Source organism: Spongiactinospora sp. TRM90649 (assembly GCF_029382225.1).
Classification (GTDB): domain Bacteria; phylum Actinomycetota; class Actinomycetes; order Streptosporangiales; family Streptosporangiaceae; genus Spongiactinospora.
Window position 1 is genome coordinate 1 of record NZ_JARLTC010000035.1, and the last position, 23,894, is coordinate 23,894.

Genomic DNA, 23,894 nt, shown 5'->3' on the forward strand with positions numbered 1-23,894 from the left:
GGCGCGGCCTCTTCGGGGATGAGGCCGAGCAGGTCGGTGACCAGGTCGCCCTTGGCGTCCACTACGGCGACGCCGCGTCCGGCCTGGATGTCGGAAAGGATCATCTGGGCGAGCAGCGTGCTCTTGCCGGTGCCGTTCGGGCCCAGGACGTGAACGTGGTGGCAGGAGTCGATCACGCCCAGGGCGACCGGGCGTTGGTGGCCGGCGTCGGCTACGCCGAGGGCTTTGCCGTGGTGGGCGATCTGGGGTGAGGGGGCGATGGCGTTCGCTCCGGCCCGCTGGAGTCCCGGCACGGCGGGGTCCATCGGCAGGTGGGCGAGCGCGGCGAGTTCCGGGACCGACAGCAGGAATCCCCGCCGCAGGCGACGGGCGGCGAGTTGCCGTGCCGGGCGCAGGAGGCGGCGGCGCTCCAGCCGGTTGTGTCCGGAGAACACGGCGAACGCTGAGGCGATCGCGTGCGCCCGGCCTCGGATCGCACCGCGCCGGAGTGGCTTTTCGTCGCCTTCGTCGGCCTGTACGGCATAGCGGACGGCGACCTCGTAGCGGGGTTGGACGGCCTTGTCCCGGATGGCGCGGGCCTCGGCGTAGTGCTCCAGCCGTACGGCGTGATCCAGCGAACGGTGATTTGTGCTTGGGCGTGATGCGCCAGGGGTGATGAAATCAAGAACGCCTCGGAGCAGGCTCGCGCCGCCGTGGGAGTGGCGGCGGCCGGTGGCGGGCCGGGCCAGGACCTGGATGGCGGCGTGCTGCCAGGACGGCATGCCGACCCCGGCTCCGAGCAGGGCACGGAGCGGGTCGTGATCGTGGTCGTGCTTGAGCGGCAGCCGCTCGCTGCGTGCGATAACCAGTTGCCCGCCGGTGCTCTGCCCGGTCTGCGGTACCGGCGGGCCCGCCTCCAGTACGGCGGTGCGCGCGGACGGCCACGCGGCCTCGATCGCGTGATCCACCAGGTGCTGCGGCACGGTTCCCGGAACCCACATGCGGATCCGGACGCCGCCGACGCCGAAGACGTACTCGAAGACCAGATGGGGTTGACCGAACAGGACCCGCTTCCATGCCGGTCGCAGCAGTCCGAGCAGGTTGCTCCACAGCGCCTTCGCGCCGGGCAGATCCGCCACGGGCGGAGCGAGGATCTCCAGGCAGCGGGCCCCGTCGTTCATCGCCCGATGACGCATCCGTGCGAGCAGGGACCGGGCCAGTTCGGCGGCGATCACGGCGGGCGGTGCGATGGCGGCGAGCAGCAAGCCGTAGGCGTCCAGCCAGGAGACGGCCAGGTCGATCATGACGTCGGGGTTGTTGTCGATCACAGGGCGTCCTCTTCGTCGTACTGGGCGAGTTCCTGAGGGGATGAGGTGACCAAGCGGTGCTCCTGCTCGCTGGCCAGGACGTGGAAGGCCACGCGGGACGCGCCGGCGTCGGCGGCCAGCAGGCCGGTGCCGCGCTCGGTCGACAGCAGCAGGTGCCGCTCACCGTCGGACAGGCGGAAGGCGTCGGTGATCGCGTCGATGGCCTGGGGCGCCTGGCGGAGCAGGATCTGGGTCGCCGAGTTGGCGATGATCGCCTGTCCGGCCTCGGAGCCGAGCAGGTCGGCCGCGTCCTGGGTGACGACCGACAGGCCCGCCCAGTGCTTTCGGGCCGCCTTGGCCATCCGCAGCAGGAACTTCGCGCCCTCGGGGTCCTGCATGAGCAGCCACGCCTCGTCGACCACGACTAGCCGTGGGCGGCGGTCATCTGCGTTGGAGACGCGTCGCCAGACGGCGTCCAGGGTGAGCAGTGTGCCGACGGCCTTCAGTTCCTCTGGCAGGTCGCGTAGTGAGAAGACGATCAAGTGGGAGTCGGGTCGGGTGGTGGTGTGGCCGTCGAAGAGCCTGCGGTGGCTGCCGGTCACGTAGGGGCTGAGCCCGGCGGCCACCTCGGCGGCGTTGGGATCGCCGGAATCGGTAAGCACGGCTACTAGATCGCGCATCAGCGGTGGAGGCTCGTCCCAGGTGGCGGGGTCGAAGGTGATCCCGGCCTGCTTGTAGGTGGCGAGGATCGCCCGGTCGAGCGCCGCTCTGGCGGCATTGCCGAGCGGCTCGCCGAGCATGACCGTCACCAGCGTGTGCAGGAACAACGACCGCCGGGTCAGCGGATCACCGTCCGCGCGGTGCTCCTGGGGCAGGTCGAAGGGGTTGAGCCGGACGTCCGGCGCGCCCAGGTGCAGGTAGGCCCCGCCGACCGCCGTGCACAACCGGGCGTACTCGTCCTCGGGGTCGATGACCGCGACCTCGATCCCGGCGTACAACGACCGCAGGGCTTCGAGCTTGGCCAGGTAGGACTTGCCCGCGCCGCTGCTGGCGATGATCGCCGAGTTGTGGTTGGGCTGGGCGAACCGGTCCCAGGCGACCAGCGAGGCGCTGGCGGCGTTCGCGCCGTACAGGACGGCGGTCGGGCCGAGCTCGGTGGTCAGGTCCGGGCTGGTGAACGGAAAGGCCGCCGCGAGCGCCGGGGTGTCGAACGTACGGCTCGCGCTCAGGTTGTCGAACGCCAGCGGCAATGAGGACACCCAGCCCTGGAGCTGGCGGAAGGCGACCGGCCGGGCGTCCAGCAGCAGCGCGCCGGCCAGCGCCCTGGCCTGGGCGCATGCCTCGTCCAGCTCGTCCTGGGTGGCGGCGTGGACGGTGAGGTAGATCGAGACGCGGAACAGCCTGGCCTGCCCCCGCGCGATCCGGGAAGCCAACTCCTGGGCGTCCTCGGCGGCGACTTCCGCGCCGGGGTCCAAGAGACGGCCGTGTTCGTGGTCGCTGCGCAGCCCGGATTCCAGGCGGGCGAGCTGCTTGCGCAACCGGTCGGCAGCGACCAGAGACGGGACCGGGTCGACATGGATGGAAACGTCCAGGCGGCCGGGGTGGGTGAGCAGTGGTTCGAGCCAGCCCGGCGAGACATCGCGCGGGTAGCCGCTGATGGCCAGGGTCGCGCACAGGCCGTCACCGACGTGCAGGCTCCTCGGCCGCACCCTGATCGCATGCGGCCCGAACCCGCTGACGCTTGGACGTCGGCGGTGGAGAAGTCTCATTGGCGTCCCCTCGCTGTGATGACCTCGGCGGGCTCGGAACGCAGGCCGGGCGGGGCGGCCGGGTCGAAGCAGGAGGCCACCAGCGCGCCGGCGGCGTCGCTGTCCAAGGGGCGAATCGTGAGCCCGCAGGCGGACAGCAGCCGGGCCGCCTCTTCCAGGCGCCGTACGGCCCGTGCCGCCGTTGGCTCGCGAACGATCAAGAGGACATGGCGGCGTAGCAGGTCATGCCGGGCGGACAGGTCGGTGAGGAAGGCCGCGTGCTCGTGTGCGGCGGCCGTCAGAGCGGGATGGGCGAGCGTGTCGGCGTTGGCCAAGAGGGTGCTGATCGGCCCGGTGAGATCGACGCGTTCGGCGCGGACCAGGATCTGGGCGGGGCCGGACAGCGAGTTGAGCCAGCGGCCGAACACTGCGACGAGGGCGTCTTGCTCGTCGGGGGTGCGCAGGGCGAAGCTGACCGTCGACACCTCCGCGACTGCGGCGACGCCGTCCGGGCCGAGATCGATCAGTCCGTCAGCGGTAAGGCCGCGTGCGGGCAGGCGCAGGGGCGCGGGGTGTGGGCCGGGCTTCGCCGCCACCCAAGCAGGGGCGTCGGGGATGTCCGATGACGTGGAGGCCAGGTGTTTCGGTGAACGCCCGTGGCGGATCGCGGCCAGCAGGTAGCGGTCCAGGGGCACGCCGTCGCGCCGCCCGATCGCCAGCAGGACCCCGGTCAGTGCGACCGGCAGGGCCGCGGCGGCGAAGACGGCAAGTGGCAGGCGTTCCTCGGCGAGCAGGTAGGCGGCGTAGAGCAGGGCTCCGGTGCAGCCCAGGATGGCCACCTGGCGGGCGGTGAAGCCGCCGACGATTCGGTCTTCCTGATCGACGTCGGCGGGGATGCGGACCGGGTCTGTCCAGCTCATCGCTTCCCACCGCCCTCGCTGCGCGGCGGCTTCCCGGAGTGGGGGCGGGTGCGGAGGTAGTACATCTGAGCCAGTCCGGCCGGACCGTTGGCGTAGTAGGTCTCGCGCGGGTACCCGTACACCGGCGTGGTGGGTTTGATCGGCCCCGGGGATCCCGATGGATGCGCGCCTGGGTTCGGCGAGGCCGTCCGAGGACGCCTTCCCGCCGTAGGGCTTTGTCTGCTGGGACCGGACGTGGCTCGTGCCGTGTGGCCGCCGGGGCCAGTAAGCCGCGTTGCCGCGTAGGTGGCAGCCGTTCCGGCGGGCCCTGCCGCGATGGCAGGCATGGCAACGGTGGCGCTACGGGTGGCAGTCCTGGTGGCATTGCCTTTGCCGCCCCGTCCGCCACCACGTCCGCCTCGGCCCAGGTGCAGGGCGTTCAAGATCGGGGACGTGAGCTTGTAGGCCACGGCGTACTTCACGATCCGAGTGATCGTTGAACCGCGTCCGCCGGTCTGGGCGAAGATCCGGCGGGACACCCAGCCGGGAATGCGGACCAGGATGATCAGCAGGCACAGGACCAAGACCAGGTTGACGAGCTGCCCGCTCGGCATGAGTCCGAGCGGAAGGCGGCCGTCCTGGTTGAAGAAGATCCGTACCGCTAGGATCAGCGTCAGCGACTGGGCCACCTGGGCGATCAGCAGCCCGGTGAAGGCGCGTGCCCAGAACCTGGCCAGTCCGTCGGTGTACGGCAGCGCCAGGCAGGCCAGCGCGAGCGGAGCGGCCACCACCAGCAGCAGCACCAGGGCGGCCCGCATCACGTAGGCGATCAGCAGCACGATCAGCAAGATGACCGCGACCAGGGTGAGCAGGATGTAGAAGATCGCCTGCTGCCCTCCGGTGATGATCAACAACCGGAGGGTCGCGACCGCGCGCATGCCGTCGAAGTCCTGGCCGAGCAGCGCCCGCGAGAGCGCGTTCGCCAGCTCGATCGCCTTCCCGCAGACCGTGAAGCTGGCGTTGACGGCCAGCACCGTGACCAGCAGCCGGGGCAGGACCTCTTTGACCGCGTACCGGGTCTGGACGGTCTCATGCCCCATCGCGGCGATCGCGCCGATGGTGGCCAGCACCACGAACCCGGAATCGGCGATCACGACGGTCGCCTTCCACAGGTCGAACGCCCGCTCGTTGCCGACGACGTCCGGGGTGGCCAGGAGCGTCACGGCCAAGAGTTCAAGCAGGGGCTTGATCGCCAGAGCCACCAGGTTGGTGAACCAGGCGTTGATCTGGTTGTTGATCAGGTCGCCGATGCCGAACCCGAAGCCCCCACCGTCGGGCGGCAATGGTGGCTCGGGTGTCGGGGTCGGTGCCGGGGTGGCATTCGCGGTTGCCGTCATGGCGGCAACCGCTGCGGCAGTGAGAAAGAGCGTTGCCACCGGCGGCACGGTCGTACGAAGGTTCATGGTCGCTCATCCGCCGACGACGCGCCGCAGGACACTCACGAAGAGCGGGGCCAGGATGGCCAGGGCGTACCCGAAGGCCGATGCCTTCAGCGCTGCCTTGGCCTTCTGGACCTCGCCGGGGTCACCGCCCGCGATCAGGTACCGCAGGCCGCCGACGGTCAGCATCAGCGTTGCCAGTGCGGCAAGCAGCCCGATCAGCCAGTTCCGCAGGTTGGCCAGGACGGCGTTGAGGTCTGCGGGGGCGGCAGCCGCCACGGTGGCGGCGAACGCGCCGGTTGCCACCACGGCCACCAGCAGGACCGCCACTGCCGTCAGGGCCACCACCCAGACGGCAATCCGCGGAGTGGGCTTGCCACGCCGGTGGCGGCGGTAATCGGAGGGTTGCCGCGTTGCCGCTTGTTGCCGGACGCGTCGGGCGGCTACGGAAGGATGGTTCGGCGAGATCCGCGCGGAGCCAGGGCTGGTGTCCCTGCCTCCCTTCGAGTCGGTTCCAGTGTCTGCATCCGAAGGTGCCTGGCTCCGCGCGGAAGCGAGTGGGAAGTAGGGGCAGGGCATGCCGTACCGGTTTCGTGGTCTGCGGGCCGGAACGCGCAGTGGAACGTCCTGGAGCCGGGTGAGGGCGATGAGCTCGGCGTCGTGCTCACTCAGCACGCCGTCGGTCACCGCGTCGATGAGCACCAGGTCGGGGTGGTACCAGGGGCGAGGCAGCGGTGGTGGCTCGGTTGCTGGCCGTCGGCGCTCGGCTTTGGTGATGAGGTGACGGCGGGTGGTCTCGCCCGCGTGGCGGGCCGCCGCGCACAGGTGAGAGCGGACGTAGGGCAGGTCGGTGTCGGCGCGGTGGAGCGCACGCAGGTAGCCCGCAATGATCGCGATGTCGATGTCCATGGGGTCGCCGCAGGGCAGATCACGAGTCAGTCCGAGCGCGATCCGGCGCAGGGCGGGCATCGCCATGCCGACCGCCGCGACCTTCCAAGCCGATCCGGAGTGGCGAGCGCGGGCGATGAGTTCCCGCCAGACGGCGTCTCGCGCCTCGTCGGTGACCTGGTAGCTGGTGAGCAGCAGCCGTAGGTCGCGTAGCCCGACCGGGCCTCGGGGCAGACCTGGGGCGAGCTCGGTGCAGTCCAGGGCCATGCCGCCCGGACCGGTCGTCAGCAGCCGGAACGAGGTCTCGGTGGTGTCCAGGGGCGATTCGGTGAGGCGATAGACGCTCATGTCGTGCTCCGGTCGAGAAGAGTTCGTGGTCTCGGTCCGGTTGTGCACGACGCCTCAGAAACGGCTCGGAAACGACCTGGGAACCCGGTTGGGAATTCCTCAGAAGTTCGGGTCTCTGAGCGGCTTCTGAGCAGATTCTGAGCTCGCTGCTTGCCTGGTCACACACCGCCGTTGCCGTACCTACGGCTCCGGGGGCGTGCATCCGAAGAAGTGTGTCCCGACAACAGCAATGGAGAACTGGAATGGCACAAGCGCCACGACCGGCGGGCTGACCACGTCGACAAGACGGCATCTGGCGATCACACCGGTGCGGTTGCGGACGGCACGGGCGTTCGTCACCTGGACGCACCGCTACCTCGCCCCACCGGCCGACGCCGAAATCATTCTGGGCGTTCAGGCCGGCACGAGCTTGGCCGGTGTCGTGTTCGTCGGCGCTCTGGCCTGCTGGAGGCACGACGACGGGCACACGGCCGAGATCGTGTGCCTGTCCACCGACGGCACCCCGAACGCCTGCTCGGCACTGCTGGGCGCCGCCCGGCGGGCCGCCCGCACGAAGGGCTACCGGCGGCTGATCGTCCGCACCCGGCCGGGTGAGTCGGGGGCAAGCCTGCGCGCCGCTGGCTCCCACCCCATGCCTGGGAGGGCCGTCGATGGCGCTCTGTGGGAGATCCGGACGGTCGGGGACCGCCGATGACCGTATTCAAAGGGACCTACTGGAGCGACGGCCAGGCGGCCCTCTACCACGGCGACGCACGGCAGGTGCTGGGCGAACTGCCCGCCGGGTCGGTGGACTGCATCGTGACCAGCCCGCCGTACTGGGGGCTGCGGCACTACTGCGAGGGGCAGTACGGCCAGGAGCCCACCCCGCAGGCGTACGTGGACAACCTGCGGGCCACCTTCGACCAGGCCCGCCGGGTCCTGGCCGACGATGGGACCTGCTGGCTCAACCTCGGCGACGTGTACGCGGCCAACTCCGACGGCTGCGCTCGCGGCGCCGACTACAACATCCGCCAGCCTGCCCTACGGCCCAAAGCCCGGCAGGCCCGATCGCCGAAGAACCTGCTCGGCATGCCCTGGCGAGTCGCCTTCGCACTCCAGGACGACGGGTGGATCCTGCGCAACGCGATCGTGTGGCACAAGCCGAACGCGATGCCGCAGTCGGTCCGCGACCGGCTGTCCAACCGGTACGAGCTGATCTTCCTGCTGGTCAAGCAGCGAACCTACTGGTTCGACCTGGACCCGATCCGCCGCCCCTACACCGGAGACCGATCGCTGTCCCGCCGCTCGCGCTCTGGCGGCAGCAAGCCGAACAGCATCACCACACCATGGCCGCCGAAGGGCAAGTACACCGACACCGGCGACGCCCTGGCAGACGGCAGGCACGGCACCGCCATGCGCCCCACCGGCCGACAGCATGACACCACCCACCCACAGGGAAGCAACCCCGGCGATATGTGGTCCATCTCCACCCGGCCACTACGGGCGGCGCACTTCGCGGCGTTCCCGATCGACATCCCGCTGCGGGCGATCGCCGCCGGTTGCCGCCCCGGCGGCACCGTGCTGGACCCGTTCACCGGCAGCGGCACCACCGGCCTCGCCGCCCGCCGCCTCGGCCGCCGCTTCATCGGGATCGAACTGAACGCCGCCTACTGCGACCTGGCTCGTGACCGCCTGATCTCCGAAGGAGGTCATGGTGGCTGATCGGCTACAAAAGGCCTGCTCAGGGCCTCCCGAATCCGGCCTGCGGGCGTACCCTGCAGGGCCCGGCCGTGGGCGCAAGGGCAGGCCGGGCTTGCACGTCGAGATCGTCACCTTGGGCGGAGCTGAGGGGGACGAGATCGAGGCGCGTCAACACGCCATCATCCGGGAGATCCTTCGATGTCTGTTCGAACGGCGGGAACCGTGAGCTATCCATGGGACGCGCCTGAAACCGCCGCCGCCATCGAGACCAGCGGGATTCCGCTGGCGGTGGCCTGGCTCGGGCGTACCTCTACCGATGACCAGCAAGATCCCACCCTGTCCCTGCCGCGTCAGCTCCGTAGCTGCCGGGACGCATTGCCGGACGGGTGCCTGATCGTCGCGCACTACTACGATGTCGAGTCCGGGCGGATGGATCTTGCCGCCCGGGGCCGGGGGCACGCCCACGAGGCTTTCGACATTCCTATCGCCCGTGATGGCGGCATCCAGGACCTGCTGGCCGAGGCCGAGCGGCCCGACCGCCGGTTCGCCGCCGTCATCTGTGAGTCCGTCGAGAGGGTGGCGCGGCGCACCTACTTCGGTACGAAGATCGAATACGAGCTGGAGCAGGCCGGGGTGATGCTGCTGGCGGCCGATGAGCCGATGCCGCAGCTCGACCGGCCCCGGGGCGGGCGTGCGCGCAAACGCGCCACGCCGGTGCTCACCCGGCGGGTCAAGCAGGCGGTGGCCGAGTGGTACGTGCTGCAGATGCTGGAGTTGTCGTGGGACGCCTTCTGCGAGCACACCGAGCAGGGCTGGAACGTCGGCAAGCCCTGCTACGGCTATCGCGCGAAGAAGATTCCGCATCCGGTGGCGGCCAAGCGGGCGGAGGGCAGAAGCAAGAGCCGTCTGGTCCCGCACCCGGCGGAGGGACCGACGGTCACGCACATCTTCCTGCTCCGCAGCGTCCACCGGCTCGGGTACGACGCGATCGCCGACAAGCTCAACATCGAGCCGGAGAAGTATCCACCGCCCATGCCGGTGGATCCCCGGCGGGCGCTGGGCCGCTGGAGCGGCTCGGCGGTGCGGGAGATCCTTTGCAACCCGAAGTACACCGGCTACATGGTGTGGAACCGCCGGGCCACCAAGAAAGGGGGCAAGAACAATCCGCCCGGCGAGTGGGTCTGGTCGCCTCGCCCGACGCATGAACCGCTCATCACGAAGGAGGTCTTCCAGTCGGTCACTTCGATCGGCCGCACGCGTCAGGGATCTCGAACGGCTCCGGGCGCCAACGCCCACCCGCAGACGTGCCGGACGTACCCATTGCGGTCGTATGTCGTCTGTGACATCTGTGACCGGCGGATGTACGGCAAGACTCGAGCAGGTGTCGCCTATCACGCCTGTGAGCCCGACATGCGTCATCACAAGGATCGCCGGGAGTGGTACGCCCGGCACCCCAAGAGTCTGTGGGTCCGTGAGGACGACCTGCTCGACCTGGTCCATGAGTTCTTCGCCGAACGGGTCTTCAACCCTCACCGCATCGAGGCGGTCCGCGCCGACCTGGCGCAGCGGCCGCCCCGGGACGAGACGGCCGCCAAGCGGTTGCGCCAGGAGATCGTCGATCTGGACAAGCGGCAGAACAACGTGCTCGCTCAGATAGAGGAGTACGCGCCCACCGGCGAAGAGGAGATCGATCGCGACTTTCGTGAGCGTCTTCAGCGTCGCTACACCGATCTCGCGCGTAGGCGCCAGCAGAAGGCGGCTGAGCTACAGAAGCTGACAGAGCAGGGGACCCGGCCGGCCGAGGACCACAGCCTGCTCAACGCACTACCCGACCTCGCCACCGGACTTGCCACGGTCGGGGAGGAGCTCCAGCGCCGGCTCTTCGAGGCCTTCAACCTGGAGCTGCGCTACCGCCAGACCACCCATGAAGTTCTGATCAGGATCACCGTAAAGGAGGACAACTTGCCTGCGATCAACAGCGCCACCAACAAGATCACCGAGGTTTCGCGGCCGGGACCGGCATCTAAAGCGATTCCCTACTTCAGTGTGCCCCCGGCAGGATTCGAACCTGCGGCACCCGCTTTAGGAGAGCGGTGCTCTATCCCCTGAGCTACGGAGGCTGGAGGACTGGTGCTAAGCGTAGCCGAAAGTTTGGTGGGGTGTGGGGGCGGCGGGCTGTCATGGGTGGTGTGGGGGGCGGTAAAGGCATGGCAAGTGGGAGGGAGGGGGGCGGGGGCGGAGATACTGTCACGCTCCGTGGTTACTGGGGTGCGGGGGCGTGGGGTTGTGCGGCCGGCGGTTTTGGTGGTGGCGATGGTGGCGCCTGGAGTGCTGGGTGGGGGGTTGGTGCTGGCGGAGATGGCTGGTTATGGGGGGAGTGGTGGGGGGCGGCCCAGTGTGGCAGTGGAGGGGGAGGTGGGGCCGGTTTTGGTGACGGCGTTGGCGCATGGGGAGGTGGTTTATGGGCGGGTTGTGCCTGGGCGGCGGAGTGAGGCGTCGGTGGTGCGGTCGGCTCCGGTGGTGGGGCGGGCTGCTCCGCGACGGGTGGGGGAGCGGGATGGGGGGACGCGCCATGGGAGGGGGCGGGGGTTGGGTGAGGTGGAGTCGGAGGGGGTTGAGGAGCCTGATGGGGAGTTGGGGGAGGTGGTTACGCGGAGTGAGGAGGATGAGGAGTGTCCGGAGGAGTGGCGGGGGTCGTGGATGTGGGAGTCGTGTGTGGAGCGGTGGTGGGGTGAGGAGTAAGTGAGTGGGCGTTTGCGGCCGATTGGGATGGAGGGGGTGTGGGGGTGAAGGTGGACGATTGGGGTCTGGACGTCGATGAATCCGGCAGCGGGATCTTTCTGGAGCATTACTGCTGTGGCGACTCAGGCACGGGCATCGGTGGAGCTGTAGTAACGTGCGTGCCTGGCCCAGGTCACAAGTTCGCAAACGGAGGAGTCGAAGGTGCCATCTCCTCGATCAGCGGGCCTGATCGTGGCAGTCGCGATGTTGTCTTCGCTGCTCTCCGGGGCGACGAGTCAGGCGGCGACCGACGAGCCCGGGGTGGGGGTGGAGGCCTCGCCGGGGGTGTCCGTCCGCATCGGTGATCAGGTTCGGGTGGAGGTTGGCGTTCCGGCCACCGGTGGTGCGGTGCCGAGGGCGACCTTGAGGAAGGATCCGAAGGATCTGGCGGAGCTGCGGAAGGAAGCGGAGCTGGCCGCACGGGATCTGGAGGAGGCGACCAAGGCGCTGGAGTCGCGGCGGACGCAGGTCAAAGGGGCCGACAAGGATCTGACGGCGAAGCTGCGCGAACTGCAGAGCGCCGACCAGGCGCTCGCGAAGGTGCGGCAGCCGCTCTCTGACATGGTGCAGCTGCTCTATCAGCAGGCCGGCAGCGGGGAGATCGCGCCGTTTCTGACTGGGCAGTCGGACGAGTCCACGTTGCGGGCGATGAGCAATGTGTCGCAGTTGGTGGCCCGGCAGGACCAGGTGGTGGCGGATACCGGGCAGTTGCTGGAGGGCCGGGAACGGCTGGCGGCCGAGGCGCAGGAGCTGAGGTCGGGCAAGCTGCTGGCCGAGGCGCAGATGGCCGTCGAGATCGACGTGCTGCGCAAGCGGTCGGACAAGGTCGTCAAGTCGCTCACCCAGGCGTTGGTGAAGCTCGGGATCAAGATCGACAAGGTCGGGCGGGCCGCGCTTGGGTGTGACCCGACGAAGATCAAGTCGGCGGACGGCTTCCCCAACGGGCTGATCCCGGCGGCGTATCTGTGTCCGTTGCAGCAGCGGGGCCAGGAGTTGCGGGCGGACGCGGCGATCGCGTTCATCAGCCTGAACGAGGCGTATCGCAAGCAGTTCGGTACGCCGATGTGTGTCACGGACAGTTACCGCAGCCTGGCGGCGCAGCAGTCGGTCTACTATCGCCGGCCCGGATTCGCGGCCGTGCCCGGTAGGAGCAACCACGGGCTCGGTATGGCGGTGGACCTGTGCGGTGGTGTGCAGATCTCCGGTTCGGCGCAGTTCAGGTGGCTTGAGGCCAACGGTAAGAGGTACGGGTGGATTCACCCGAAGTGGGCGTACAGCAGCCCCTTTGAGCCGTGGCATTGGGAGTACGACCCGAAGCTCGGGTCGGTGCTCTGACCGGTACGGCCCGCCGACCGGTGGCGGTGGGTCGTACGCGGGTGGCGTCGCTGGTTCAGTCGACCGGGCTGAGCTGGGTGGTGCACTGGGCGCACCGGGTCGCCGCCTTGGGGATTTCGGAGAGGCATTCCGGGCATTCGCGGGTCGCGCTGATCTCGGCGCGGGCGAAGCGGGCGCTGAGCCGTTCGTACGGCGAGACGACCAGGAAGTAGACCACGGTCGCGATGATGACGAATGAGATCAGGGCGTTGATGAAGCTGCCGTAGCGGAAGACGGCTGATCCGACCCTGAAGGTCAGGTTCTGGAAGTCGGGGAGGCCGCCGAAGGCCGAGATCAGCGGGGTGAGCAGGTCCGCGACGAACGAGTTGACGATCGAGGTGAAGGCGGCGCCGATCACTACCGCGACCGCCAGTTCGATGACGTTGCCGCGCATGAGGAACTTCTTGAACCCGCTCATCTGGGTCTCCCGGTTGGGTGGTTCTTGGTCTGGCGTTGCGCAGTATATGACTCTCCGTGTTTGAGTGATCGCTTCAGGGCTGTTGTTGTGGTCCGATCGTGATGGAGAGGCGGCCGGTGGCCTGGGCCGCGGCCAGTTTCGCCGCTTGTTCTTGGGTGGTGGCCAGGACCAGGAGTGCTCCGCCGGCACTGCCGCCGGCCGTGGTGCCGGTGCCTGTCGGTGGCCGGGGGGCGGCGATCACGCGGACGTCGTCAGCGACGGTCTGGGCCGGGAGCGCGGCCAGGGCCTCGTTCCATTCGCCGCTGCGGGCGGCGAGTACGTCGATCGTGTCTCCGGGGGTCAGGAGGGCGGCGGCGTCCGCGTCGGCGATGCGGACCGGGGTGGCGATGGTGCCGGGGATGTGGGTGGACACCAGCGGCGGGCCCACCAGGCGGACGTCGGTGAGCGGTTCGCCTCGGCGCATCGGGGCGGCGAGGGTCTTTCCGAGGGCTCGGTCGGGGGATTGGACGGCGCCGGCTGGGACCGCGGTCGTGGGGAGCGGGACGGGGATCAGGTCGCCAGGGGCGATGGGGCCGCTGCGGAGATCACGGGCGGCGGTGAGGACGCTCACGGTGAGGGGAGGGGATGGGGCCAGGATGATGAGGGCGCACGCGACCGCGGTGGCGGTGAGAGACGCCGCCACGAGACGGCGGTGGCGGATGAGCGCGCGGCTGATGGACTGCATGGCGGCTTCCCTTCGGCCGCTCCTGTCGTCCGAGTGGCGGTGGCGGCTGATGTCGCGATCTGGAGGAAGGCGGCGATGCGTGGCTTTGAGCTGTCGCCGTACGCGCCGCGCCGCGCCGTGCTCTTCGGCGCGGGTGGCCTGTGGCCTGGATGAGGGTGCTGCGGGGGCTAGGGGAGGTCGAAGGGGAGTTTGATGCCGTCGAGGGTTCGGGCGCAGGGGCAGGTGCGGTCGGTGGGGAGGGCTTGGACCGTGTCGGAGACCAGGGAGCGCATGCGGGTGATGTTGGCCGCGAAGACGGACAGGACCTCGTCTTGGGTGACGCCCTCGCCGCTCTCGACTCCGGCGTCGTGGTCGGTTATGAGGGAGATCGAGGTGTAGCAGAGGGCCAGCTCACGGGCCAGGATGGCCTCGGGGTGGCCGGTCATGCCGACGATGGTCCAGCCGTTGCCGGAGAACCAGCGGGACTCGGCGCGGGTGGAGAAGCGGGGGCCTTCGATGACGACAAGGGTGCCGCCGTCTACGGGATCAAGGCCGGACGCCTTGGCCGTCGCGACGGCGGCGGAGCGGCCGAGAGGGCAGTACGGGTCGGCGAAGGGGACGTGGACGGCGGCGGAGACGTCGTAGAAGGTCTGTTTGCGGCCGGTGGTGCGGTCGACGAGCTGGTCGGGGATGACGATGACGCCAGGGCCGTGTTCGGCGCGCAGGGAGCCGACGGCGCTGGGGGCGAGGACCTGGCGGACGCCGAGTGAGCGCAGGGCCCAGAGGTTGGCGCGGTAGGGGATGCCGTGGGGCGGGAACCGGTGGTCGCGGCCGTGGCGGGGGATGAACGCGACAGTGCGGGAGCCGATTCGGCCCACGGTGATCACATCGCTGGGCGGGCCGTAGGGGGTGGACAACTCGACCTGCTCGGCTTCGTCGAAGAGGGAGTAGAAGCCGGAGCCGCCGATGACGCCGATCTCTGCGGGATTGACCATGGCGCCGACACTAGCGTTCGGCTGGAGGCCGGGGGCCGGCCGAGCGGCGTTCTGTGGATAACCGGGGTGGGCGGGCGTGGGGAGCCTGTGGATATCGCGAGAATGCCTGCTCGCGGCTGTGTGCAGGGGTATCAGAGCGGGATATGTCTGGCAGAGATTGCCAAAGCCGGACCAGCAGGCGTCGGTGTCCTTGACAGGGTGGCCACGGCCGTGAGTTCCCGAAGAAGGGACGCATTCCGGTCGGCGGCGCGTGAGGCGTGGCTCGGTTCCGCGGTGGCGATGAGGATCATCGCTGCAACGGTGCGGGGACGGCGTGGACAGGGCGAGGATCCGCGCGCGGCATGATCGGGATGCCACTCGGTCGCGGGCGGGGTGGGGTAAGCGCTGGGCAGGTCACTGGATGACGTGCGGTCGCATCTGGCGGGTCGGCTCCGGCTCCGGTTCACTCCGGAATCCATCCTCGCGATGATCGGTCACTCATGGATGGGGAGTGTGGAGTCGAGGTCGGGGGTGGCGGTGTTCGCTGAGGCTGGTGCGGGCCAGGCGGGTGAGGATTTCTGTTGGTTCGGGGTGGTCTCGGGGGTCCAGTGTTCCACGTGTTCGCCGAGGGCCGCGGCGTGGGCGGCGATCAGGCGCTCGGCCGTACGGCGGCCCTTTGGGGTGATCACGAGGAGTTCGCCGTGGCGGGTGACGAGGCCGCCGGCGACCAGGCGGTCGGTGTGGGTGCGGCCACGGGTGGGCGGGACGCCCGCGCGGTCGGCGAGGGCGGGGCCGGTGATGTCACCCACGTCGGCGATCACGCACAGCGCCCACATGCCGCCCGGTGACAGGTCGAGGCCGGCGACGGCGGCGGGCCTGCCGTACAGCTCACGGGCGCGCTCGTCGCGGGCGGAGGAGGGCGCTCAGGGCGCGCGCCCGGCCTCGGCGGCGGAGGAGCGCTGGGCGGGGGAGCAGCCGAGGCCCTCGCCGTAGTCGGGGGCGCGGGCCGGTCCGCGCAGCGGGATCTCGCGCAGCCGCAGGGACAGCAGGAAGGCGACGACGGCCATCGGGACGCCCACAGGAAGACGGTGGTGACAGCGTCGGAGTAGGCGCCGAGGAGACCGGCGCGCACGTCGGGTGGGAGGCGCTGTAGGACGGTGGGGTCGGCCTGCGCGGCGGTCGGCTTGAAGCCGGGCGGGAGGGTGACGCCGCGCAGTGCGACGGTGAGGTCGGTGGCGAGGCGGGCGGCGAAGACGGAGCCGAACACGGCCACGCCGAAGGCTCCGCCGGTGGAGCGGAAGAAGGTCGCGCCTGAGGTGGCGACGCCGAGGTCGGCGTAGCCGACGGCGTTCTGCACGATGAGCACGAGGACCTGCATGACCATGCCCAGCCCGAGGCCGAGGAGCAGGAAGTAGACGCCCATGGTGACGGCCGGGGTCTGCGGGCTCATGGTGGACAGCAGGAGCAGCGCGATCGCGATGAGCAGGGTGCCCGCCGTCGGGAAGATCCGGTAGCGGCCGGTGCGGGTGATGATCTGGCCGCTGGTGACGGAGCCGGTCAGCATGCCCGCGACCATGGGCCACATGTACAGGCCCGAGAGCGTGGGGGTGACGCCGTGCACCACCTGCAGGACCAGGCAGGTGGCGGTGGAGGCGATGAGGACGGTGCCCGCGTAGTCGATGCGGTGCCGTTCGCGGCGAGGAACAGGCCATTGCGGCCGTACTGGTCGCCGAGTTCGCCCCACAGCGGGATGGAGGCGGTGGAGGCCAGGATGTAGGCGGTGACCACCCAGGACAGGTGCTCAAGCCCGCCGAGGTCGCTGACGATGGTGGGCAGCGCCGTCGAGACGGTGGTCTGGTCGAGCGCGGCCAGGAGCAGGCCGAGCATGAGCGCGGCGAAGACCGCCGCCAGCCCGCCCCGGCCCTGAGGCGGTGCGGTGCCCGCGGGCGCGGGCGCAGCACCCCTCGTGACCCCCCACCGAAATTGTAACTCCCCGTGGCGAGATGATTACGAGGAGCTTGACGCCGTTACGGGGGCGGTCGGCTTGGCCTTGTCGGTACCGCCGCCGCTGCCGCCGTCGGAGCCGCCCTTGTCGGAGCTCTTGGCCGGGGTGTCGGACTTGGACTCGGACGACTTGGACTTGGAGTCGCCGTTCGACGACGATGCCGGGGCCGTGCTGGACGTGCTCGAAGACCGGCTGTCGGTACGGTAGAAACCGGATCCCTTGAACACGATGCCGACGGCCGAGAACACCTTGCGCAGCGCGCCCTCGCAGCTCGGGCACTCGGTCAGCGCGGCGTCAGTGAACTTCTGGACGACCTCGAGTTGCTCGCCGCAGGCGGTACAGGCGTACTGGTAGGTGGGCACGCGCTCCTCCTCTGATGGTCCGCTCCGGCTGGCACTCCGCCGGTGCGACTGCTAATGGTACGCAGCCGACAAGCTTAAACGCCACTTTGCGCCGCGCAATTCCGGGCGATCTGGGGGAGTTCACCCTTGGCGTCCCGTCACAGAGAGTGGCCATCGCTGGTCAGGAGGAGCCGCTCTCGCCGAACCATCCGGCCAGTTTGCCCCTGCGGTTGACGGCGCGCAGGCGGCGTTCCGCGGCGTCGCGGCAGGCGGCTGTGGTGACCACCAGGAGCTGGTCCTCCTGGCGGATGCGGGTGGAGGGCGAGGGGACGAAACTGCGGCCCTCCCGCACGATCAGGGTCACCGCCGCCCCGGACGGCAGGCGCAACTCGAAGATCTCCACACCGTGCAGCAGCGACGTCGGCGGCACCCGCACCTGAAGCAGGTCGGCGTTCAGCTCTTCGAGCGGCGCGGCCTCGACTTCGAGGTCCATCGCCTCGGCCGGAGCCGAGACGCGCATGAGCCTGGCCACGAACGGCAGCGTCGGTCCCTGCACCAGGGTGAGCACCACGACGATGACGAAGACCTCGTTGAACACGAGTTCGGCCTTGGACATCGACAGCGCCCACGGGATCGTGGCGAGCACGATGGGGACGGCGCCGCGCAGCCCGGCCCACGACAGGAACGCCTGTTCGCGCCAGTTCAGGCGGTCGAGGCCCGTCAGCCGTATCAGGGCCGAGGAGGTCAGGACGGACACGGGACGGGCGACCAGGAGCAGGACCAGCCCGGCCATCAGGCCGGGAACGACCGCCGTGGACATCCCGGAGGGGCTGGCCAGCAGCCCGAGCATGACGAACAGGCCGATCTGGGCGAGCCAGGCCGCGCCCTCGGCGAAGCCCCGGGTGGCGGAGCGGTGCGGCAGGCGGGCGTTGCCGAGGACCAGCGCGGACAGGTAGACGGCGAGGAAGCCGCTGCCGTGCAGGAGGGCCGCGCCGCCGTACGCGACGATGGTCAGGGCCAGGACGGCGATCGGGTAGAGGCCGGAGGCGGGCAGGGCGACGCGGCGAAGCGTGTAGGCCCCGACAGGCCCTACGAGCAGGCCCACGGCCGCGCCGATGGCCAGCTCGAAGGTCGCCTGGCCGATGAACGACCACAGCCCCGGTATGGGGGTGACGCTGAGGAGGGTCACGGCGATGACCGTGGGGGCGTCGTTGAACCCGGACTCCGCCTCCAGGATCCCGGCGAGGCGTGGCGGCAGCGGCAGGCGGCGCAGCACGGAGAAGACCGCGGCGGCGTCGGTGGAGGCGAGGATCGCGCCGAGCAGCAGCGCGGTACGCCAGTCCATGCCGAGCAGTACCTGCGCGGCCAGCGCCACCACCGCGATGCTGACGGCCACGCCCAGCGTCGCGAGCACGGCGGCCGTCGGGACCGCGCGCCGTACGTGGTTCCACGAGGTGGTCAGACCGCCCTCGGCCAGGATCAGCGCGAGCGCGGACAGCCCGATCTGCTGGGCGAGCTGCTCGTTCTCGAAAGGAATGCCCAGGCCGGACTCGCCGAGCAGCAGGCCGAGGCCGAGGAAGACCAGGAGGCTGGGGAGTCCGCTGCGATGCGCGACGCGCACGGCCACGATGGCCGCGATGACGACGGCCGCGCCGAGAAGCAGCCAGACATCGAGCTCCACCCGGCCCCCTTCTCGGCCCCCTATTCACCTGGTGGGAATATTGTGCCCTATGCGACCCGTATTCACCCGAGTGAGATGATCCCCGAAGGCAATGCGGCGTGGCGTACGCGCCGGTCGTGCGCTTCGGCGGGTACGCCGTCGATCAGCTCGCCCTCGTGGAGCAGCGCGACCGTGGGTACGTTGGGGCCGACCCGGGCCAGGGCCCGGTCGTAGGAGCCGCCGCCTCTGCCGAGCCGTACGCCGGTCGTCCTGTCCACCGCCAGCGCGGGGACTATCACCAGCGCGGCGGTGCGCACGGCCTCGACGCCACGCCGGGTGTCGACCGGCTCCATGATCCCGAAAGGGCCGGGGGCCAGCGAGTCGGGCCCGTCGTAGACGGCCCAGTCGAGGTCGCGGTCGCCGCGCAGCACCGGGAGGATCACCGTCGTGCCGTGTTTCCACAGCGCGAAGACCAGCCCGTGGGTCGCCGGTTCCTCGTCGGTGGACCAGTAGCAGGCGACCAGTCCCGCCATCTGGACCCACGGGAGGTCCAGCAGATTCTCCCTGATCGCGGTGGCGCCCGCCCGGCGCTCGCTCTCGGGCATGGCCTGACGCGCCGTCTGTACGGCACGCCGCAGGGTCCGTTTGTCCACAGCCCCCTCCACTAGGGTTTCCTCCATGGCTGACAATGCTGGTATGGCCGACTTCGACTCCGTCACAAGAGCCGTCATTCCCGCCGCGGGCCTGGGCACCAGGTTCCTCCCGGCGACCAAGGCGACCCCCAAGGAGCTGTTGCCGATCGTCGACAAGCCAGTGATCCAGTATGTCGTCGAGGAGGCGGTCTCCGCCGGGCTGTTCGACGTGCTCATGGTGACAGGCCGTACCAAACGGCCGCTTGAGGATCATTTCGATCGCGCGATCGAGGTGGAGGGCGCCCTTGAGGCCAAGGGCGACGATCAGCGGCTCACCGCCGTCCGCGAGTCCACCGACCTTGCGACCATGCACTACGTGCGGCAGGGAGACGCCCTTGGCCTCGGGCACGCCGTCCTGTGCGCCAAGCGGCATGTCGGCGATCACCCGTTCGCGGTGCTGCTCGGCGACGACATGATCGACGAGCGCGACCACCTGCTGGAGCGGATGATCGAGGTCCGCGCGCGTTACGGCGGCAGCGTGGTGGCCCTCATGGAGGTCCCGACGGAGCAGGTGTCCATGTACGGCGTGGTCTCCATGGAGGCCACCGCCGAGGACGACGTCGTCAGGATCACCGACATGGTGGAGAAGCCGCCCATTGAGGAGGCCCCCTCCAACTGGATCATCATCGGCCGTTACGTGCTCGACCCGACCGTGTTCGAGGTGCTGGAGAAGACCCCGCCCGGGCGCGGCGGCGAGATCCAGCTCACCGACGCGCTGCGGGAGCTGGCCGACCGCGACATGTCGGGCGGCGGGCCCGTCCACGGGGTCCTGTTCAAGGGCCGCAGGTACGACACCGGGAACAAACTTGACTATCTGCGCACGGTGGTGCGGTTCGCCGCTGAGCGTCCCGACCTCGCGCCGGAGTTCGTACCCTGGCTTCGTGAGTTCCTCGGAAATCGCTGAAACCGCCGGACGATCAGAGGGGAGCACGGTCGCGTGAGATCGGTGGACGATCACCTCGCCGAGATCCTGGCGACCGTGCGTACCCTGGCGCCGCTAGAAGTGGAGCTGGAGAGATCGCTCGGCACCACTCTGGCGGAAGACGTCAAGACGCCCGTGGAGTTGCCGCCGTTCGACAACTCGGCGATGGACGGCTATGCCGTCCGCGCCGCCGACGTCGAGCGGGCCGGGCCCGACACCCCGGTCACGCTGCCGGTCGTCGAAGACGTCGCGGCGGGTGACGGCGCGCTGTACGCGGTGGGTCCGGGCCTGGCCGCCCGGATCATGACCGGGGCGCCGATGCCCGCCGGGGCCGACGCCGTGGTGCCCGTGGAATGGACCGACGCCGGCAGGACCTCCGTCACGATCAGCCGCTCCGCCCCCGAGGGGCACGCCATCCGGCGGGCGGGCGAAGACGTCCGAGAGGGTGACGTCGTCCTGCGGGCGGGCACGCTGATCGGCGCGGCCCAGCTCGGCATCCTGGCGGGCGTGGGGCGTCGCCGGGCGCTGGTACGCCCGCGCCCGAGGGTCGTCGTGCTGTCCACGGGCGCGGAGCTGGTGGAGCCGGGGCTGCCACTCGGCTCCGGCCAGATCTGGGATTCCAACAGCTACACGCTCACCGCCGCGGTGCGCGAGTCGGGCGCGGAGGGCTTTCGCGCGGGCGTCGTCCCCGACGACGCCGCCGCGTTCCTCGACCAGCTCGACGCGCAGCTCGTCAGGGCCGACGCCGTGATCACCAGCGGCGGCGTCTCGATGGGCGCCTACGAGCCGGTGAAGGAGGCGCTGACGCCGCTCGGCACCGTGCGTTTCGAGCGGGTGGCGATGCAGCCGGGCATGCCGCAGGGGTTCGGGGTGGTCGGCGACGACCAGGTGCCGATCTTCGCGCTGCCCGGCAATCCGGTGTCGTCGTTCGTCTCTTTCATGCTCTTCGTGCGGCCCGCGCTGCGGAAGATGCAGGGCCTGACCCCCGACACGGCGATGTCCACCGTACGGGCCACGACGACCACGGGCCTGCGCTCCCCGCGCGGCAAGCGCTCGTTCCTGCGGGCCACCCTCGGGCGCGGCCCCGACGGCGGCGCGGTGGTCACCCCCGTCCAGCGGCAGGGCTCGCACCAGCTCGCCGCCCTGGCCGCCGCCAACGCCCTCGTGGTGATTCCGGAAGACGTGACAGAGCTGCCCGAGGGAGTCACCGTGGACGTGATGCCGCTGTGAGCGAGCTGACGCACCTCGACGAGTCCGGCGCGGCCCGCATGGTCGACGTCTCGGCCAAGGACGTCGGCGCCCGTGCGGCCCGCGCCTCCGGCCGCGTGCTGCTGTCCGCCGAGGCCGTCGCCGTGCTGCGGTCCGGCGACGTGCCCAAGGGCGACGCGCTCGGCGTGGCCAGGATCGCCGGGATCATGGGCGTGAAGCGCACGCCCGACCTCATCCCGCTGTGCCATCCGATCGCCGTGCACGGCGTCAAGGTCGATCTGGCCGTCGTCGACACCGGCGTGGAGATCGTCGCCACGGTGAAGACCGCCGACCGCACAGGGGTCGAGATGGAGGCGCTGACCGCCGTATCGGTGGCCGCGCTCGCGCTGATCGACATGGTCAAGGCCGTCGATCCGGCCGCCGTGATCAGTGACGTGCGGGTGGAGGAGAAGATCGGCGGCAAGACCGGACACTGGACGCGCGAGTCGTGAAGGCCCTCGTGATCACCGTCTCCAACCGGGCCGCCGTCGGTGTCTATCCGGATAAGTCCGGCCCGCTGCTGGCCGATCTGCTAGCCGCCGACGCGGGCTGCGAGACCGTGGACGGCCCGCGCGTCGTCCCCGACGGCGAGGCCGTCGAGGCCGCGCTGCGGGCGGGCCTGGCCGAGGGGTACGACGTGATCGTCACCACCGGCGGCACCGGCCTCACGCCCACCGACCTCACCCCCGAGATGACCCGGCGCGTCCTCGACCGAGAGGTCCCCGGCATCGCGGAAGCCGTACGCCAGGCGAACCGTGACAAGGTGCCCGCATCGGTCCTGTCGCGCGGCCTGGCCGGTCAGGCCGGGCGCACGCTGGTCGTCAACCTGCCCGGTTCGTCCGGCGGGGTGCGCGACGGCATGGCCGTGCTCGCGCCGATCCTGCGGCACGCGGTCGAACAGATGCACGGCGGCGACCATCCGCGCCCTTCGGGGGCTTCAGGCTGAACTGTTATGGCATGGGCCGGGGATGCGGCTTCGTGCCACTAGGGGGGATGATGGGGATGTGGATCGACTACGCGGCTGGCCGGCGACCCTGACCGAAGGGCCGGTGGGGCTTCGGCCGTTGCGCCTGCGCGACGTGCGGGCGTGGCGGGAGACCCGCCTGCGAAACGCCGAGTGGCTGCGACCCTGGGAACCGAGCAACCCCGAGACCCCGCTGTTCCGCACCGGCCTCGGCCCCTACATCTCCATGACCTCCACGCTGCGCCGAGAGGCGCGTCAGGCGATGGCGATGCCGTGGGTCGTGACTTACCGGGGGGCCTTCGCCGGGCAGCTCACCGTCGGCGCGATCGTGTGGGGTTCCGCCCGTTCCGCCCAGGTCGGCTACTGGATCGACGGTGGGCTCGCCGGGCGCGGCATCATCCCGACGGCGCTCGCGATGGCCGTCGACCACTGCTTCTTCACCTCCGGCCTGCACCGCTTGGAGGCCAACATCCGGCCGGAGAACCAGGCGAGCCGCCGCGTCGTGGAGAAGCTTGGGTTTCGGGAGGAAGGCATCCGCCGCCGCCAGTTGCACATCGACGGCGCCTGGCGCGACCACATCTGCTACGCGATCACCGTGGAGGACGCCCCTCGCGGCCTTCTCGTGCAATGGAGAAGGGCCATGGAGGCGGCCTCCCATGGTGGTCCTCCCCATGAAGAGGTTTGACGATCTCGCGACACACCGCACCGAATGCTCGTCAATTAGTGACACGCGGTCTTACGGTGCGTGACGTGAGCACATCGAAGACGCCAAGAGACACCAGGTGTCTTCATGCTGCCCGGAGGTGGTCGTGAGCAGCGCCCTCCTTTACGTGGCGATCGTACTCATGTGGCTGGGCGTCCTGATCCCGATGTGGCTCAGACGCGACAGAAGCGAACTGGTCGAGCCCCGCGAACTGGGCCTTTCAGACGGCACGCCGGGCGCCAACGACCTCACCGCGCCGGTCCCGACGGCCACGATCGCCGCCGTCGAGGAGGCGGCCCACGACGCCGCCGAAGGCGCTCAGGAGGTAGGCCAGGACGCTCCAGAGGGCACCGAGGCCTCGGACGCGCCGGAGGCGCCGGACTCCCCGGATTCCTCAGCGGACCCCCAGAGGCGGGCCGCGATGCGCCGCCGCGCCGTCGTGGTCGCGACACGCCGCCGTCGTCTGTTCTGGTGCACGCTGCTCGTCCTCGCCTCGGTCATCACCGCCGCGGTCCGGGTGATCCCGTGGTGGGGCGTCGCGCCATCCGCCCTCCTCATGGTCGGTTACCTCGCGGTGCTGCGCACCGCCGTACGCGTGGACCGGGAACGTACCCGCCAGGCCGCCGAGGCACGCACCAACCGCGCCCGCCGCGAGCGCGAACGCCTCCGCGCCCTCGAACTCGCCGCCCAGCAACAACCCCAGGCCGAGATCATCGATCTCACCGCCCACCAGCAGGACGAGCTCTTCGACCAGTACGCCGACCCGCCCCGCCGCGCCGTCGGACACTGACCTACCCCGATCCGTCCCCACCGGAGCCCCC

General features: G+C 70.1%; 23 protein-coding genes, 1 tRNA gene and 1 pseudogene. 10 read left to right on the forward strand and 15 right to left on the reverse strand.

Going from position 1 to position 23,894, the window contains the following annotated elements; translation table 11 throughout:
• The 5 genes and pseudogenes from P3X83_RS33855 to P3X83_RS33875 form a co-directional block, all read right to left on the reverse strand.
• Positions 1 to 1,307: pseudogene (locus tag P3X83_RS33855) on the reverse strand (ATP-binding protein); the annotation flags it as partial.
• A complete protein-coding gene (locus P3X83_RS33860) occupies positions 1,304 to 3,055 on the reverse strand; it encodes an ATP-binding protein (RefSeq protein ID WP_277309403.1) in 1,752 nt (583 codons plus the stop codon). The pseudogene P3X83_RS33855 and the gene P3X83_RS33860, both read right to left, overlap by 4 nt.
• Positions 3,052 to 3,954: a PrgI family protein gene (locus P3X83_RS33865; protein WP_277309405.1), complete on the reverse strand. Its 903-nt coding sequence runs from the start codon at positions 3,952 to 3,954 to the stop codon at positions 3,052 to 3,054. The genes P3X83_RS33860 and P3X83_RS33865 overlap by 4 nt, the downstream gene beginning before the upstream one ends.
• Positions 3,951 to 5,330: a conjugal transfer protein TrbL family protein gene (locus tag P3X83_RS33870; RefSeq protein ID WP_277309406.1), complete on the reverse strand. Its 1,380-nt coding sequence runs from the start codon at positions 5,328 to 5,330 to the stop codon at positions 3,951 to 3,953. The genes P3X83_RS33865 and P3X83_RS33870 overlap by 4 nt, the downstream gene beginning before the upstream one ends.
• A gap of 72 nt (positions 5,331 to 5,402) precedes the next feature.
• Positions 5,403 to 6,608, reverse strand: a complete 1,206-nt coding sequence (locus tag P3X83_RS33875) for a hypothetical protein (RefSeq protein WP_277309407.1) — start codon at positions 6,606 to 6,608, stop codon at positions 5,403 to 5,405.
• A 229-nt stretch (positions 6,609 to 6,837) separates the two neighbouring features.
• Between P3X83_RS33875 and P3X83_RS33880 the strand changes: the two genes are divergently transcribed.
• Positions 6,838 to 7,302, forward strand: coding sequence for an XF1762 family protein (locus P3X83_RS33880; protein WP_277309408.1), 465 nt, complete (start codon positions 6,838 to 6,840; stop codon positions 7,300 to 7,302).
• Positions 7,299 to 8,309, forward strand: a complete 1,011-nt coding sequence (locus tag P3X83_RS33885) for a site-specific DNA-methyltransferase (RefSeq protein WP_277309409.1) — start codon at positions 7,299 to 7,301, stop codon at positions 8,307 to 8,309. Before P3X83_RS33880 ends, P3X83_RS33885 begins: the two co-directional genes overlap by 4 nt.
• Positions 8,310 to 10,335: 2,026 nt before the next feature.
• Here the strand turns inward: P3X83_RS33885 and P3X83_RS33890 are convergent.
• Positions 10,336 to 10,408 (reverse strand) — tRNA-Arg (locus P3X83_RS33890).
• Between the two features lie 823 nt (positions 10,409 to 11,231).
• On the opposite strand from P3X83_RS33890, the gene P3X83_RS33895 reads away from it, so the two are divergent.
• The gene (locus tag P3X83_RS33895; RefSeq protein WP_277309410.1) at positions 11,232 to 12,404 is read left to right on the forward strand and encodes a D-alanyl-D-alanine carboxypeptidase family protein; all 1,173 of its coding nucleotides are present in this window, start codon (positions 11,232 to 11,234) and stop codon (positions 12,402 to 12,404) included.
• 55 nt (positions 12,405 to 12,459) lie between these two features.
• On the opposite strand, the gene mscL is transcribed toward P3X83_RS33895, so the two are convergent.
• From mscL to P3X83_RS33925, 6 genes are all read right to left on the reverse strand, one after another.
• Entirely contained in the window at positions 12,460 to 12,861 is a 402-nt protein-coding gene (mscL, locus tag P3X83_RS33900; RefSeq protein ID WP_277309411.1) for a large conductance mechanosensitive channel protein MscL, read from the reverse strand.
• A gap of 73 nt (positions 12,862 to 12,934) precedes the next feature.
• Positions 12,935 to 13,585, reverse strand: a complete 651-nt coding sequence (gene cpaB / locus P3X83_RS33905; protein WP_277309412.1) for a Flp pilus assembly protein CpaB — start codon at positions 13,583 to 13,585, stop codon at positions 12,935 to 12,937.
• A gap of 167 nt (positions 13,586 to 13,752) precedes the next feature.
• Positions 13,753 to 14,559 (reverse strand): S-methyl-5'-thioadenosine phosphorylase, encoded by an 807-nt coding sequence (locus P3X83_RS33910; RefSeq protein WP_277309413.1) that lies wholly within the window; start codon positions 14,557 to 14,559, stop codon positions 13,753 to 13,755.
• 473 nt (positions 14,560 to 15,032) lie between these two features.
• Positions 15,033 to 15,359 carry a MarR family winged helix-turn-helix transcriptional regulator gene (locus P3X83_RS33915; RefSeq protein WP_277309414.1) on the reverse strand — a complete coding sequence of 109 codons (327 nt, stop codon included), beginning with the start codon at positions 15,357 to 15,359 and terminating at the stop codon, positions 15,033 to 15,035.
• Positions 15,356 to 16,162 carry a hypothetical protein gene (locus tag P3X83_RS33920; protein WP_346742772.1) on the reverse strand — a complete coding sequence of 269 codons (807 nt, stop codon included), beginning with the start codon at positions 16,160 to 16,162 and terminating at the stop codon, positions 15,356 to 15,358. The genes P3X83_RS33915 and P3X83_RS33920 overlap by 4 nt, the downstream gene beginning before the upstream one ends.
• Complete coding sequence (locus tag P3X83_RS33925; protein ID WP_277309528.1) at positions 16,096 to 16,374, reverse strand: hypothetical protein; 279 nt, start codon at positions 16,372 to 16,374, stop codon at positions 16,096 to 16,098. The genes P3X83_RS33920 and P3X83_RS33925 overlap by 67 nt, the downstream gene beginning before the upstream one ends.
• On the opposite strand from P3X83_RS33925, the gene P3X83_RS33930 reads away from it, so the two are divergent.
• Positions 16,319 to 16,465, forward strand: a complete 147-nt coding sequence (locus P3X83_RS33930; protein WP_277309534.1) for a hypothetical protein — start codon at positions 16,319 to 16,321, stop codon at positions 16,463 to 16,465. The two genes, P3X83_RS33925 and P3X83_RS33930, sit on opposite strands and share 56 nt — an antisense overlap.
• Before the next feature lie 80 nt (positions 16,466 to 16,545).
• On the opposite strand, the gene P3X83_RS33935 is transcribed toward P3X83_RS33930, so the two are convergent.
• The 3 genes from P3X83_RS33935 to P3X83_RS33945 all read right to left on the reverse strand — a co-directional run bounded on the left by P3X83_RS33935 (position 16,546) and on the right by P3X83_RS33945 (position 19,197).
• Complete coding sequence (locus P3X83_RS33935) at positions 16,546 to 16,905, reverse strand: FmdB family zinc ribbon protein (protein ID WP_277309417.1); 360 nt, start codon at positions 16,903 to 16,905, stop codon at positions 16,546 to 16,548.
• Between the two features lie 160 nt (positions 16,906 to 17,065).
• A complete protein-coding gene (locus P3X83_RS33940) occupies positions 17,066 to 18,565 on the reverse strand; it encodes a potassium/proton antiporter (protein ID WP_277309418.1) in 1,500 nt (499 codons plus the stop codon).
• A 62-nt stretch (positions 18,566 to 18,627) separates the two neighbouring features.
• Positions 18,628 to 19,197, reverse strand: a complete 570-nt coding sequence (locus tag P3X83_RS33945; RefSeq protein WP_277309419.1) for a 5-formyltetrahydrofolate cyclo-ligase — start codon at positions 19,195 to 19,197, stop codon at positions 18,628 to 18,630.
• A gap of 43 nt (positions 19,198 to 19,240) precedes the next feature.
• Here P3X83_RS33945 and galU point away from each other — a divergent pair, with 43 nt between their 5' ends.
• The 6 genes from galU (at position 19,241) to P3X83_RS33975 (ending at position 23,863) form a co-directional block, all read left to right on the forward strand.
• Complete coding sequence (gene galU / locus P3X83_RS33950; protein WP_277309529.1) at positions 19,241 to 20,140, forward strand: UTP--glucose-1-phosphate uridylyltransferase GalU; 900 nt, start codon at positions 19,241 to 19,243, stop codon at positions 20,138 to 20,140.
• Positions 20,141 to 20,173: 33 nt separating this feature from the next.
• Positions 20,174 to 21,388 (forward strand): gephyrin-like molybdotransferase Glp, encoded by a 1,215-nt coding sequence (glp, locus tag P3X83_RS33955; RefSeq protein ID WP_277309421.1) that lies wholly within the window; start codon positions 20,174 to 20,176, stop codon positions 21,386 to 21,388.
• Complete coding sequence (gene moaC, locus P3X83_RS33960) at positions 21,385 to 21,858, forward strand: cyclic pyranopterin monophosphate synthase MoaC (RefSeq protein WP_277309422.1); 474 nt, start codon at positions 21,385 to 21,387, stop codon at positions 21,856 to 21,858. The genes glp and moaC overlap by 4 nt, the downstream gene beginning before the upstream one ends.
• Positions 21,855 to 22,352, forward strand: coding sequence for a molybdenum cofactor synthesis domain-containing protein (locus P3X83_RS33965; protein ID WP_277309423.1), 498 nt, complete (start codon positions 21,855 to 21,857; stop codon positions 22,350 to 22,352). Before moaC ends, P3X83_RS33965 begins: the two co-directional genes overlap by 4 nt.
• A 58-nt stretch (positions 22,353 to 22,410) precedes the next feature.
• Positions 22,411 to 23,055 (forward strand): GNAT family protein, encoded by a 645-nt coding sequence (locus P3X83_RS33970; RefSeq protein ID WP_277309424.1) that lies wholly within the window; start codon positions 22,411 to 22,413, stop codon positions 23,053 to 23,055.
• A 124-nt stretch (positions 23,056 to 23,179) separates the two neighbouring features.
• Positions 23,180 to 23,863 carry a hypothetical protein gene (locus P3X83_RS33975; RefSeq protein WP_277309425.1) on the forward strand — a complete coding sequence of 228 codons (684 nt, stop codon included), beginning with the start codon at positions 23,180 to 23,182 and terminating at the stop codon, positions 23,861 to 23,863.
• Positions 23,864 to 23,894 lie beyond the last annotated feature (31 nt).